At 39.3% G+C, this 13876-nt stretch carries 15 protein-coding genes; all 15 read right to left on the bottom strand.

Annotation, left to right across the window (positions count from 1 at the left end; genetic code table 11):
* Positions 1 to 54: 54 nt before the first annotated feature.
* Positions 55 to 699 carry a 5,6-dimethylbenzimidazole synthase gene (bluB, locus tag GMB29_RS07095; protein WP_136355644.1) on the bottom strand — a complete coding sequence of 215 codons (645 nt, stop codon included), beginning with the start codon at positions 697 to 699 and terminating at the stop codon, positions 55 to 57.
* Between the two features lie 3 nt (positions 700 to 702).
* A complete protein-coding gene (locus tag GMB29_RS07090) occupies positions 703 to 1593 on the bottom strand; it encodes a GHMP family kinase ATP-binding protein (RefSeq protein ID WP_136355642.1) in 891 nt (296 codons plus the stop codon).
* Positions 1594 to 1662: 69 nt separating this feature from the next.
* A complete protein-coding gene (cobO, locus tag GMB29_RS07085; protein WP_227551561.1) occupies positions 1663 to 2265 on the bottom strand; it encodes a cob(I)yrinic acid a,c-diamide adenosyltransferase in 603 nt (200 codons plus the stop codon).
* Positions 2240 to 2809 carry a nitroreductase family protein gene (locus GMB29_RS07080; protein WP_136355640.1) on the bottom strand — a complete coding sequence of 190 codons (570 nt, stop codon included), beginning with the start codon at positions 2807 to 2809 and terminating at the stop codon, positions 2240 to 2242. The genes cobO and GMB29_RS07080 overlap by 26 nt, the downstream gene beginning before the upstream one ends.
* Positions 2806 to 3588, bottom strand: coding sequence for a uroporphyrinogen-III C-methyltransferase (gene cobA / locus GMB29_RS07075; RefSeq protein WP_136355638.1), 783 nt, complete (start codon positions 3586 to 3588; stop codon positions 2806 to 2808). The genes GMB29_RS07080 and cobA overlap by 4 nt, the downstream gene beginning before the upstream one ends.
* A gap of 131 nt (positions 3589 to 3719) precedes the next feature.
* Positions 3720 to 5237 (bottom strand): cobyric acid synthase, encoded by a 1518-nt coding sequence (locus tag GMB29_RS07070; protein WP_136355636.1) that lies wholly within the window; start codon positions 5235 to 5237, stop codon positions 3720 to 3722.
* Positions 5230 to 6606: a cobyrinic acid a,c-diamide synthase CobB gene (locus GMB29_RS07065; RefSeq protein ID WP_136355634.1), complete on the bottom strand. Its 1377-nt coding sequence runs from the start codon at positions 6604 to 6606 to the stop codon at positions 5230 to 5232. The genes GMB29_RS07070 and GMB29_RS07065 overlap by 8 nt, the downstream gene beginning before the upstream one ends.
* An 18-nt stretch (positions 6607 to 6624) precedes the next feature.
* A complete protein-coding gene (locus tag GMB29_RS07060) occupies positions 6625 to 7749 on the bottom strand; it encodes a cobalt-precorrin 5A hydrolase (protein ID WP_136355632.1) in 1125 nt (374 codons plus the stop codon).
* Positions 7746 to 8519, bottom strand: a complete 774-nt coding sequence (cobM, locus tag GMB29_RS07055) for a precorrin-4 C(11)-methyltransferase (protein WP_136355630.1) — start codon at positions 8517 to 8519, stop codon at positions 7746 to 7748. Before cobM ends, GMB29_RS07060 begins: the two co-directional genes overlap by 4 nt.
* Complete coding sequence (gene cobI / locus GMB29_RS07050; RefSeq protein WP_136355628.1) at positions 8519 to 9220, bottom strand: precorrin-2 C(20)-methyltransferase; 702 nt, start codon at positions 9218 to 9220, stop codon at positions 8519 to 8521. Before cobI ends, cobM begins: the two co-directional genes overlap by 1 nt.
* A complete protein-coding gene (cbiE, locus tag GMB29_RS07045; protein ID WP_136355627.1) occupies positions 9220 to 10431 on the bottom strand; it encodes a precorrin-6y C5,15-methyltransferase (decarboxylating) subunit CbiE in 1212 nt (403 codons plus the stop codon). The genes cobI and cbiE overlap by 1 nt, the downstream gene beginning before the upstream one ends.
* Complete coding sequence (locus tag GMB29_RS07040; RefSeq protein WP_136355625.1) at positions 10415 to 11533, bottom strand: cobalt-precorrin-5B (C(1))-methyltransferase; 1119 nt, start codon at positions 11531 to 11533, stop codon at positions 10415 to 10417. The genes cbiE and GMB29_RS07040 overlap by 17 nt, the downstream gene beginning before the upstream one ends.
* A gap of 3 nt (positions 11534 to 11536) precedes the next feature.
* The gene (locus GMB29_RS07035) at positions 11537 to 12184 is read right to left on the bottom strand and encodes a precorrin-8X methylmutase (RefSeq protein ID WP_136355623.1); all 648 of its coding nucleotides are present in this window, start codon (positions 12182 to 12184) and stop codon (positions 11537 to 11539) included.
* Complete coding sequence (gene cobK, locus GMB29_RS07030; RefSeq protein ID WP_136355621.1) at positions 12174 to 12980, bottom strand: precorrin-6A reductase; 807 nt, start codon at positions 12978 to 12980, stop codon at positions 12174 to 12176. Before cobK ends, GMB29_RS07035 begins: the two co-directional genes overlap by 11 nt.
* Positions 12977 to 13861 carry a sirohydrochlorin chelatase gene (locus GMB29_RS07025; protein ID WP_136355619.1) on the bottom strand — a complete coding sequence of 295 codons (885 nt, stop codon included), beginning with the start codon at positions 13859 to 13861 and terminating at the stop codon, positions 12977 to 12979. The genes cobK and GMB29_RS07025 overlap by 4 nt, the downstream gene beginning before the upstream one ends.
* Between the last annotated feature and the right edge of the window lie 15 nt (positions 13862 to 13876).

Raw genomic sequence — 13876 nt, 5'->3', positions numbered from 1 at the left:
GGCTTCCTAATAAAAGGTTTTCTATTATAAGAGAGCCCTATTTCCTCTGCTGGTTTACTTATTTCCCCACTTGTCTTTAAAAATTAAATTCTGTAATGATCGCCTCTTCTCCCAGTTTGCTGATTCTAAAATAGGTGCTTTAGGATAAACATCCGTGTAACCGATTGAAATCAATGCAACTGGGTCTATATGTGGAGGAATAACTAAAATATCTCGAACATCTGATTTTTTATAAAAGCTGACCCATCCCATAGCTAATCCTTCAACACAAGACGCTAACCACATATTTTGAATCGCACATGCCGTTGACATCATATCGGTTTCGGGAATTGAATTGCGACCTAAAACATGTGAACCTCCTCTAGTTGGGTCACAAGTCACACATATCGTTAAAGGTGCTTCTTTTAACCCTTCTATCTTTAGTGATAAAAATTTGGAAGCTCGTTCATCTTCTTCATAATGAATAGTAAGGGCTCTTCTTTCTTTATCCGCCGCCCAGGCTAATTGCTTTTTCACTTCATCAGATTCAATTAAAACGAAGTTCCATGGCTGCATAAATCCAACAGAAGGAGCATGGTGAGCTGCTTCTAGAATTCGCCCGATAGCATCTATTGGAATGGGATCTGATTTAAAGCTTCGAATATCTCTTCTAGTCTCAATAACTTTATAAATAGCTTCTCTTTCTTCTTTAGAGAACATGTTTTAACACCTCATGAAAGAATTAGGTTTCAAACCTAAATTTAGGTTCTTATGACAGTAATAAAATGGGGTTGTTTTCGTTTGTTGAATGAATTCTTCTATCTCTAATCGATTTTTTTCTAGGGTCAATTTGGTAGGATCGAATAATATTCCTAGTATAGTCCCACTATGAGCAACAACAACTCCACCTTCACATAAGGCTGCTAATCGTTCTATCTCCTTAAAATACCGTTTTGGCAGTGCTTTTTCATTTACCTTTGCACTCATTGTAGAAGCTTGGCAGATTAAGGCTAGGTCTTTCTTTTTCATACCTTCTTTTATTACATGAAAGGCATGAATAAATGTCTGATGATCATGTTCGCTAAATGGCTTTCTTCGTTTATTAAATTGGATGGTATCAATGCTACCGCCAATATCTATTCCAATGATTCCAAATGGAGGCAAGTAACCAAATGAATCAATGAGTTTCCCATTAATATAGTCATAAGCAACTACACCTTCATACATGATTCCATCTGTTGGCTCAATTTCTGTAGCAATATTGGAGATCACATCATGGCTCAGTGGGATGGAATAGCTATGAGCTACGGCTCTCATCGACGCTACGATATCAGCTGAACTACTTGCCATTCCCTTCCCTCTTGGAATATTAGAACATAGGTGTAGGTATCCCCCACCAGATAGATTAAAAAGCTTAAACATTCTTTTACATGCCATTACAGCTTTTGTTTGGGAAGGTTGAGCAATAATGTTGCTCTTTGTTGGGTCAGGAATAAAAGTAGCTTTACTTTTCAGCAGTGGTACAGGAAGAGTAACTAAGAAAGGCTGGTGGTTTAACACTCCTTGTACGAGCTCACCAAATGTTCCATTGCAAGTGCCATACCCTATTTGCATATTGAAAACCCCTATTATTCTCTTAATCGATGAGAAAGCCCTTTTGGACCATATTCCCAATCCATGCCACTAAAATTCAATTCCTTTCACGGCTGAAATACCCTCATGATAATAATGCTTAACCTCTTTCATTTCTGTAACAAGATCAGCCTGTGCTAAGATTTCTTCCTTCGCCGACCGACCGGTAATAATGAGGTGCATATGTTCAGGGCGTGATTGAATCAGTTCAACGACTTCATTTAAAGGTAGAACGTCTTCTATAGGAAAAGTATGAATAGCTAAGGCGTTATTTAACTCATCTAAAATCACTACATCGTATTCGCCAGAAGAGACCTTGTCTTTTGTAAATTCCCATCCTTTTTTTAACGCCTCTCTGTGCTCCTCTGGGGTCTTTGTCCATGTGAAGCCGATTCCTGTTTGGTGCATTTCAATCCCTATTTTGTCGAACTGAATCTTTTCTCCATACGTTCGAGTTGGCGATTTTATAAATTGGATCATTAATACTCGTTGGCCTCGTCCTGTTGCTCGAATTGCTAATCCAAGTGCTGCCGTTGTTTTCCCTTTCCCATCACCTGTATAAACGAGGGTAAGTCCCCGTTGTTTTTTCAATTGACTCATTTGTTCATCCCTCGCCCTGTTAGTTGTTTTATAACCAAGTTGTTTTTTCTTCAAATGAAGTTCTCTTTGAAGGCTTCATTTTTTGAATCGACTCTTCGTCTGGATAGCCAACGAAAATATTTCCAATCACTTTTTTGTTTTCTGGAGCTCCAATAAATTGATGTAATCGCTCATCATGAACGAGGCCTACTCCTCTTGTTCGCCAAACAAAACCAAGCTCCAATTCCTTTGCGGCTAGCCACATAGAATGAATAGCACAGCAAACAGCATATTCATTATCCTTTGTTGCGTCTTCATCTCCTGGTACAACATCAGATGTCACAACAATATGGACTGGTGTGTTTGTTAATACCTTTATTGAGCTGTTGACTAAATGTGGTTTCGTCGGAAATCGTTCCTCTAAAAATTCCATTGCAAGAGCTTCATAGCGTTTTTTTGCTTCACCCTTAATGACATAAAAGCTCCAGGGTTCTCTCATTCGGTCATTCGGTGCCCAAGTTGCCACTTCAAGTAGTCTTTTTATTTTTTCTTCCTCTACCTCTTGGTCGCGGTAGTCACGAATTGCTCGACGGCTTCCTAGTGCACTTATGATGGTCATGCCTCAATCTCCTCCTTATAATCTTGACTCATTTCTTCAAACCATTTAATTTTTTGGCGTAGGTTTACAACCTCACCAACAATAATAATGGAAGGGTGCTTTATTCCAGCCAGCTGTACTGACTTTTCGATTGAGCTTAGTGTCCCTGTTATAGTTTTTTGTTTTTCCGTTGTTCCCCATTGAATAACAGCAACTGGTGTATCCGTTTTTTTTCCGTTTTCGATAAGCTTTTTGCATATATAATGTAAGTTGCCCACACCCATATAAAAGGCAATTGTATCAATACCTTGCGCAAGTGCGGCCCAATTAAGATGATCCTCTTGTTTTTCGGCACGTCCATGACCTGTCACAATGGCAAATGAAGAGGCATAATCTCGATGTGTAACAGTGATTCCAGCATAAGCAGGTGCAGCAATACCTGACGTAATGCCCGGGACGATTTCAAATGTAATATCATGATCAGCCAGTACTTCTGCTTCTTCGCCAACTCGACCAAAAACACATGGGTCTCCACCTTTTAAGCGAGTAACTACTTTCCCGTCTAAAGCTTTTTCAACTAAAAGCTCATGAATTTGTTCTTGAATCAACTCATGCTTTCCAGGCAATTTCCCACAAAAAATTAATTCTGCGTCAGGTCTTGCATGGTCTAATAATTTTTTATTCACTAATCGATCATATAAAATGACGTCTGATTTTTGGATACACTCTAATCCATAGACGGTAATTAATTTCGGATCCCCTGGTCCTGCCCCTACTAGATAAACATTTCCTTTGGTCAAAATCTTCCCTCTCTTCTATTCAATTACTGATTATTTGTGATACCTGCTGATTGAAATGTCACCATTTCTTTAAGGATAAATGTAGCTCTGTACTTGTTTATTTAATAATGGAATGTCAGGATAAGAATGCATCATAGAGGTAAACTCCTTTGATGGAAATTCTCCATTTCCTGTTGAATCACATCCATATCAACATGCTTACGAACATGAACAGCTAACCGATCGAAAGCTTCCTCACGCAAACGGTTGAAGGAAATACGATCTTCAATTGGGGGTAGCCCCTTTCTTTTGCGAATCGTATTTAGGTACTCTGTGCGAAAGGAATCATTATGAAAAATTCCGTGAAAATATGTTCCTATTACTTGATCATTTGAAGTTTTACAACCGTCAATGCGATCAGAAGACTGAATGAACGGCTCATGATCTCCTTTATTGTTGGTTTCACCCATATGAATCTCATAACCTTTTACACGAAAGGATTTTTGATTAAATACTAGCTCTCCCTCTGAAAGCATGGTCGTTTTTTCTTTAGTCATCGTCGTTGTTAAAGGGAACAACCCGAGAGCATTCATAAATCGATGGGGAGACTCAACCGCATCTGGATCATGAATTTCAGATCCCAGCATTTGATAACCACCACAAATACCAAAGATATAGCATCGCTTTTTTTGATATAGGTCTAGTAACCTTTGAGCAATTCCACTCTCTCTTAAAAATTGCAGGTCCTCTAACGTATTTTTACTCCCAGGCAAAATCACTAGATCTGGCTGCTTTAGCTGTTCTTCTCTTGTAATAAATCGAACATGACAGTCTTGTTCCTGGAAAAAAGGATCAACATCCGTGAAATTCGAAATTTTCGGGTATTGAATGACCGCAATATCGATTTCTTTTTCGTGATTTAACGCTGAAGTATATTGACTTAAAATGACAGAGTCCTCCGCATCTATATTTAAATGGGGAAGATAAGGAATGACGCCTAATACTCGTTTCCCTGTGTATTCTTCAAACCATTTAAGACCTGGCTCAAGTAAGCGAACGTCTCCTCTAAACTTATTAATGATTACCCCAATGATTCGATCATGGTCTTCAGGTTCAAGTAGCTGAAGTGTTCCAACTAAGCTTGCAAATACCCCACCCTTTTCAATATCTCCAATTAAAACCACAGGTGCATTCGCCATTCTAGCTACCCGCATATTAACGAGCTCACGATCGTTTAAATTAATCTCTGCTGGACTACCAGCACCTTCTATAACAATTCGGTCAAATGTATGTGAGAGATGTGTAAGAGACTCCTCGATTAATTTCAAGCCAGTTGAAAAAAAGGTTTTTCGATATTCGCCAGCTTCCATATTTTTATAGGGCTTTCCATGTACAACGATTTGGGATTCATACTCGCGATTTGGTTTAATTAAGATCGGATTCATATCGGTGGTTGCTTGGATAAATGCAGCTTCCGCTTGAACACCCTGTGCCCGCCCAATTTCCTTGCCGTCAATCGTGATATAAGAGTTTAATGCCATGTTTTGTGATTTAAAAGGGGCTGTTTTGTATCCATCTTGAGCAAAGATCCGGCAAAATGCTGTGACAATCACACTTTTTCCTGCATCAGAATGGGTGCCCTGAAACATGATAGGTAACGCTTTACCCATATGCTTTTATCTCCTTACAAAACTTGATCCAGTTTCCGACTAATGCTGGACAGGAAGCAAAATGAAAATGAGTATATCCTGCAACAACATGATGTGTTAAGCAGCCTTCAAGCTTTGTGCCTCTCATTCCTTTTGTTTCATAGGCGTGCTGAATCTCCTTATTTGGTTCAAAGGTTGAGTAATGGAACTCGTGACCTCTTGCTTTCTGATTTTCATTGATAAGGAAATTGCCCTGTCGCCCACTAATTTCTCGATAGCCTAGTGCTACTCTTTTCGTGTGCATCTTCGCAACTCCCGAAATGATTCCGACCATTTCATAACGATTACCATCTGTTGTTTCAATTGAATCGGTCAGGAACATAAATCCCCCACATTCAGCAAGTGTTGGTAACCCCTGTTCAATAGCATACTTGATCGTTTGTTTCGCAATATGACTTTCTGAAAGCTCCTTTGCGAACTCCTCTGGAAATCCTCCACCGATATAAAGACCATCTATATTTTCTGGTAATGGTTCATTAGCTAGTGGAGAAAAATAAACAAGCTCAGCCCCTTGAGCTTCTAAGATTTCAAGATTTTCAGGGTAATAGAAATTGAAGGCAGCATCCTTTGCTACAGCAATTTTCACAGAATTCTCATGCTTTTTTTCAAAAAGAGAAGTGGTTATTTCTGTATCAATTGGACCTGCTTGAGATAATTCAAGCAAGTGATCGATATCTACTGTTTCTAGGACGAGGTCACCTAATTTTTCAAAAAAAGAATCTAGCTCTCCTCTTTCAATAGAAGGGATGAGCCCGAGATGTCTTTCTGGTATTTCAATGTCAAGCTCACGTTTTAAATAACCAATAACAGGCACATTACATTCCTGCTCAATTGCAGTTTTTACTAGCTTAAAATGACCTTCACTTCCAACTTTGTTCGCTATAACACCAACAATATTTGGACCTTTTGAAAGCAACTGAAATCCTTTTACAATGGCAGCTGCACTTCGAGCCATGCTAGCACAGTTCACAACAAGTAAAACAGGACTTTCAGTAATTATGCTAATTTCAGCCGTACTTCCTTCATCTGTTCTTGGATCTTTGCCATCGTAAAAGCCCATTACACCTTCCATGATCGAGATATCTGACCCTTTGCTTCCGTGAGTAAAGATATCCAACACCATCTCTTTGGAAAGCATCCAGCTATCAAGGTTGCGAGATACTCGATTTGTAACAGCTGTATGATAAGAAGGATCAATATAATCTGGCCCACATTTAAACCCTTGAACAGTTAACCCTTTTTTTCTTAATGCTGACATTAAACCGATTGTTACGGTTGTTTTTCCAACGCCACTTCCGGTTCCAGCAATCACGATTCTTCGATTAGTCACCTAATAAATTCCACCTCTCTAATAAGAAATAATTCCGACAGATATCGTTACATTCCCTGATTTTTTCTTTGTGAGTGAAAGAGAGTGTGTACCACTGTATAAGCGGGCAGCAGGTTCACTCACCCCATACGCGCCCGTAAATTTATAAACCGTTTCAGAGGGAAGCTCCAATTGAACTGTATTTAGTTCTTCAGCTGTATAACACATAAATTCCCATTGATATTTTTGTGCGACCTCAATGATTCCTTCTTCATCTTTTTTCAGATCAATGGAACAAATCGCTTTCACGCTTTTGATAGAAAACTGTAATTCCTGTAAAGTATCTAGGATGACTTGTTCTATTTCTTCCTTTGACGTTCCACGGTTACAACCAATACCAAGGACAATCACCTTTGGTCGATAAAGAACTCCGTTTTGAAGAATAACTTGTTCATCCTCAGTCAAATTTCGGTGTGTCACAACAAGGGCTGCTTTTGGCTTCGCTTCAATGGCATTTTTTATCGTTGGATAGATTTTTAGCGTTTCTGGAAGTGGCTTATCATATGTCCACCATTCTTTTTCGCCTGATTCTTGGATAATGGCAACGTGTTCCTCATTGACAACAGATGCACTAACAGGTGTTAATTTATCTGCACTTTCCCAAACCCAGCCAAAGCGACTTCCAAATAAATCAACAGGAATAGTTTTTTGGACGTCTGAAGCAGTTGTTATGACTGGTGTTGCCTGCAACAATTCAGCTACTTCCCTTGTTAGCTCGTTTGCCCCACCTAAATGACCGGATAAAACGCTAATCACATGCTTTCCTTTATCATCGATGACAACAACAGCAGGGTCGGATTTTTTATCCTTTAAAAGAGGAGCAATCATTCGAACGACAGCACCTAAAGAAATAATCATAATAATCCCTTTATAGGATTGAAAAAGGGAAGGTAGAAGCATTCGGACATTTCCTTCAAATAGAGAAATGTTTCGATCACTTTCATCTCCCTTTTCAAACTTACTCATGTAAAATAAATCAGTTTGATGAAAGTTCGCCTGTAAATGGCGTGCTAACTCTACGCCGTGCTTCGTGATGGCCACAATCGCATATGTTCCATTATGGTTCAGTTTGACTGGTTTTCCTTCTTCTAAAACAAGTGTCATTCTTTCACTCCTTTTCGAAAACCATGAGTGAAGGCTTTATCATAAAGCTTTGATTTAAAGTCCTTTTGATGAATGTTTTGATCAAGAGCCCAACCAGCTAAAATCATCGCTTGTTTACGTATTCCATTTGTTCGCATATCGTCATCAAGGTACTCTAGTGTTGATCGGACAATTTTTTGATCAGGCCATGTTGCTTTGTACACGACTCCTACAGGTGTATCCTTACTCCATCCCGCATCTAAAAATTCTTTAACAATCTTTTTGGTGAGTGTTGCACTTAAAAACAACGCAATTGTACAATTGTGCTTTGCTAAATCTCTTAGTTTCTCAGCATCTGGGACGGGTGTTCTCCCTTCTGCACGAGTCAGAATAACTGTTTGGGTAAGTTCAGGAATAGTTAGCTCTGCACCTAAGGCAGCGGCTGATGCAAAAACAGAGCTTACGCCAGGAATGATTTCAACATGAATATCTTTTTGGTTTAAAATTGCAATTTGCTCCATGATTGCACCATAAACGGCAGGATCTCCAGTATGGACACGAACTACCTTCTTTCCTTCCTGAACGCGGTCCACCATCACTTCCACCATTTCTTCAAGGTGCATGCCTGCAGTTTTAATGACTTCTGCTTCAGGTTTTGCTTTTTCAATCAGTTCCGTATTCACTAACGAATCAGCATATAATACCACGTCGGCCTCTTGAAGAAGCTTTAACCCTTTTACGGTAATTAAATCAGGATCTCCTGGCCCAGCCCCTATGATTGTGATTTTCATTATTTTCTCACCACCATTAATGTTAAATATTCGAGTTCTGCTCGGTCTAACTCTTGAATGTCCCAAATGATTTCTTCATCAGATGTTACCTTTGTAACAACGGATGCTTTTTCAACTAAATCTAGCTCACGTAAAATTTGCAGCATTAGATCCATTACCTTCGCGACTTTAATGAAAATCACACAATCATTCTCGACAATGGCTTTTTTCATTGTTTCATAGTCGTCTCTTGCAGGAATGATGGCAACATGGTCATCTCCTTCTGCTAAGGCAATTCCTAGTCTTGAAGCAGCACCATTGATGGATGAAATGCCAGGAACTGTTTGGATGTTCACCTCTGGGTAGCGTTCTTTTACAAGGTTCATCATATGAATAAACGTACTGTATAGTAGAGGATCTCCTTCTGTTACAAACGCAACATCCTTGCCTGTTTTAAGCTTTTCCCATACAAGTTCTACCGTATTGGACCATTCCCGTTCAAGAATGTCTGGATCCTTTGTCATAGGAAAGACGAGTCCTAACATTTCCTTTTCTCCAGGTGTTATGTATACATCAATAATTCGTTGGGCGTAGCTTTTGCTGCCTTTTCTTTTTTTCGGATACGCAATAACAGGAGCTTCTTTTAGCTTACGAAAGGCTTTCACTGTTAAAAGCTCAGGATCTCCTGGTCCTACACCTAAACCGTATAACGTTCCTATCATCATTTTTCCCCTTCCTTATGCTTTGCAGTAATAATATAGATTGGATTTAAGGCATCGAATCGAGTGAGATTTAAAATTGGTTTGCTCCTTGAAATTTGTGAAAGGGTAATGTTGACCTCAAAGCCATTACGTTTAAATCCCTCAACAGCTTGTGATAAATTTTCAATTGTAACGGCATTTAACACGATTCTTCCGCCCTGCTTTAAGCGGGCGCAGCAAATAGATAGAATTTCCTCCATCCCACCTGCTGTTCCTCCGATAAAAATAGCATCAGGGTCTGGAAACTCCTCCAATTTGTCCGGTGCTTTACCTTGAACAACTGTAAAATCCGTTCTAAATTTCTGCATATTTAAACGACAGTTTTCTAAATCGTGGTCATTTTTTTCAATCGCATATACCTGTCCCTCTTTTGCGATCAAACAGGCCTCAATTGCCACTGAACCCGTGCAAGTGCCAATATCCCAAACAATACTCTTTGAAGATAGCTTCATTTCACTTAAACTAAGCGTTCTAATTTCTTTTTTTGTTAATAGTCCTTTTTCAGGTTTTCTTTGATGAAATTCCTCATCATCAATTCCAAACGACCATGTTTTTCCTACAGAAGTCTTTTTTAAAATGACAACATTTAAGGGAGAGAACTCCACGTTTTCCATTTCCTCTAGCTCGTAAAAGGCATAACGCTCGTTTCTTCCACCAAGATTTTCCGCAACAAATGCCTTATATTCTTTCATTCCAAAAGAGCGTAAATAGCCTGCAATCTGAGAAGGACTGTTTGTAGCATCAGTGAGAAGAGCAACTTTTTCACGCCCATTAATTCGCTGGGCAAGACCTTTCATGCTTCTTCCATGAACACTTACAATATAGGCGTCCTGCCAGCTTTCATTTATCTTTGCAAAAGCTTGTTGTAGGGAACTTAAATAAGGATAAACTTCCACATTTAGCTTTTTCCCTAGGTAGCTACCAATTCCATAAAATAAAGGATCACCTGAAGCGAGGACAACGACGTTTCTCTTTTCAGTTTCTAGTTTCGTGACAAGTGACGATAATCCACCTTTAATCATCATTTTTTCTCCGTGAAAATCTTGAAAAAATGAAAGTTGTCGCTCTCCCCCTACAATTACATCACTCTCGTAAATCCATTTTTCATAGATTGGAAGAAGACTTTGTTTGCCATCGTCTCCTATTCCAATTACCTTAATTTTCTCCGTCATGTTTTCCTGCCTTTCCAAGTAATGTACCCTTCATTGTGTACAAACTTGTTTCAATCGAGATTCCGCCACCAATTTCCTTTAATCCGGATGAACAGCAATAGGTACAAAGCAGAGTGAAAAAGTTGTGGTAGCCATTTTCAAAAAGTAAGTCTCCTACTTGTGATGCGGTGTTTGCTTGTTTAAGCATCTCAAGTAGCTCTTGATCGTCTACTCCTGCTTCCATCGCTACATTCGCAAGGAAGTTGAAGTCAACCGGTGCACTTTTTGAATGGACCATCATGACTCCTTGGGCCACCTTCGAAAATTTCCCCATCATTCCGACAAGCGATACCTTCTTTATTCCCTGGCGTTTGCATTGTTTAAGAGTAAAACCTACAAAGTCTCCCATTTCAATAAATGCTTCTTCTGGAAGATCTGGATATTGCTGCATCCCATATTTTTCACTTCGTCCACCCGTTGTGATGACAACATGCTCACATTGACTAGCCCGTGCTACACTAATCGCTTGAACGATACTTGCCATGTATGCAGAGCTTGAAAATGGAATAACGGTGCCTCTCGTCCCTAAAATGGAAATCCCACCAATAATACCGAGGCGTTTATTTAAAGTTTTTCCCGCCATTTTTTCTCCATCAGGAACGGATATGATAATGGAAATGCCTCCAGTAATCCCATGGGTTGTAAGAACTTCCTCGGCTGTTTCAAGAATCATTTTCCTTGGGACAGGGTTAATCGCTGCTTCACCTACAGGGACGGGAAGTCCATCCTTTGTCACACGACCAACACCAATTCCGCCATCAAGTAAGATTCCGGGCTTATCACTCCAAGATACGGTCGATTTAATAAGTGCACCGTGTGTGGCATCAGGATCATCACCAGCGTCCTTAATCGTCCCTGCTTCTGCAAAATCGGACTCGATTACACAGCTTTCCATTTCAAACGTAGCAAACTTCCCTACCGGCAAATAAATCGTGCTTTCTGTTTGTTGTTCGCCAGTGATTAGTGCAAGCAAGGCCGCTTTTGTAGTGGCCGTTGCACATGCACCTGTTGTATAGCCTGAACGCATTTCTTTCTTATCTTTCTTTTTGGCTTTTCCGTCCATTGCTTATTCCTTATCTGCAAGAAGAGAAATTGCATTTAACGCTGCAACCGTGACCGTACTACCACCTTTTCTACCTACATTCGTAATAAATGGTACATCTAATTTTGCTAATTCTTCTTTTGATTCTGGTGCAGACACAAATCCAACTGGTAATCCAATAACTAAACTTGGCTTTGCTTCCCCTTCTTTAATTAATCGAATTAATTCAAGTAAAGCTGTTGGTGCATTCCCAATTGCAAAGATTCCACCGTCAAATTGCGTGATGGCTTTTCTCACTGATATAATAGCGCGAGTCGTATTTAAGCGTTTCGCTTCTTTCATGACATCTGGATCTGAAATGAAGACATGTACCCCACCGCCATGCTTTTCAATTCTTCCTTTACTTACCCCAGCTAAAATCATTTGAACATCCGCATATACTTGTTCTCCATTACGAATGGCATTAATTCCTGCTTGAATCGCTTTATTATGAAATTGCATACTATGACCTAAATCAAAATCAGCAGATGCATGGACAACACGTTGAACGACTTTGTATTGTTCATCTGTAAAGGAATGATCTCCAAATTCTGAATCAATCATATTAAAGCTAATCCCTTCAATTTCTTGTGGTTGAACGGTAAGTGGTTTAAATTCTGTTTTAAAATCCATCTTTTACTCCTCCTATTGCTTCAACATTTTCTTTCGTAAAAATCTTTTTCAAATGGCTGAGAACACTCGGAAAATCGGAAAAGGCATTTCCATATTGAATCTTTGGTCTTTGGATCATGATTGTTTCAATTCCTAGCTCTAAGGCAGCTTCTAATTTTTCATCAACAGAGCCAGCTTTCCCACTTTCCTTTGTGACCATAGTTGTTACGCCATATTGCTTGTATAAAGCAGAATTAAATTCCTTTGTAAAAGGGCCTTGAATGGCGACAATGTCTTTTTGTGGAAACCCAAGCTTTTCGCATTTTTCCATGTTGTCTTTCCTCGGTAGCATACGAGCAATCACACGTATATCTGGTTGATCCAACAACCTACGAGTAAATGTTTCTAATGTTTTACTTCCGGTTGTTAGCATGATGACACCCTTTTTTTCAGCCGCTAGCTCTGCAGCCTGATCATAGTTTTCAACCAATGTAATTTTAGGGTGGTGATAAGATTGTGACTCACGCTCATAGCGGATATAAGGAATTCCCGCTTCTTTTGCACCTAAAAGGGCATTTTTACTTGCCTCTTCAGCAAAAGGGTGACTAGCATCAACAACAGCTTTGAAGCCTTTTTCTTGAATCATGCTCACAAAATCCTGATGGGTTAGTCTTCCAACAAAAACATCTAAGCCGACCTTTTGCATTTCATTTCCTGCATTTTCTGTAACAACGGTTGTCAGAATACTGTATCCTGCTTCTTTTATGGTCATGGCCAATGCTCTAGCATCACTTGTACCAGCTAAAAAGAGAATCATAGTTTTTGAGCCTCATGTTCATGGTGATGATGATGGTGGTGACCATGGTCGTGATCATGATGATGGTGATGGTCAATATGCTCCATTGCTTCAATTCGATAGACACATGTATCACAGTTCATTTTCACTTCACCAAGCAACGCCTCTTGGATTCTATCGTTAATAATGGTTTTTAATCTTGAATGGAACCCGAAATATCCGGCAAGCTTGAATTCAATCCCTGGATGATCTTGCTCAAACTCATTGATCATGTTTTCAAGACGTTTGATTAAAATGCCAGTAAAAAGAAAATAAGGTAGAATGACAATCCTTTTAGCTCCTAGTTTGATACAGCGTTCGACGCCTTCTTTTATTAAAGGATCTGTTACACCCATAAAAGCAGGTTCTACAAATTTGTAGTTCAGCTTCTCCCATAATAAGCGAGTAATTTTATATAAATCACTATTTGCATCAGGATCACTACCACCCCGACCTAATAAAATGACAGCTGTATCTGGATCTTCTTCATTTATTTTCTCGCCGACCTCTTCTAAGCGACTTTTACAAATTTCAATTGTTTCCTCATGAATTCCGAATGGTCGGCCATAAGTAAACGAAACGTGAGGATATTTCTGCTTTGCTTCATCAATTGCTGCTGGAATATGGATTTTCGAATGACCCGCTGCAAGCAACATAAGCGGAATGACAAAAACACTTGTCGCACCCTTTTCTATACATGTTTGAATTCCTTGGTCAATAGTCGGTCTTTCAAACTCTAAAAAACAAGTTTCAACTAAAAGCTTTGAATCTAGCTGTGGCTTTAGTTCTTCAATTGTTTGTCTTACCTGTTCATTCCCTTCTGAATCTCTACTTCCGTGTCCTACTAGTAAAACAGCATTCATATACTTCTCCCCTAT

It is taken from the genome of Metabacillus sediminilitoris, assembly GCF_009720625.1.
Lineage (GTDB): Bacteria > Bacillota > Bacilli > Bacillales > Bacillaceae > Metabacillus > Metabacillus sediminilitoris.
Note: the sequence above shows the minus strand (reverse complement) of the source record. Positions and strands in the feature narration are given on the sequence as shown.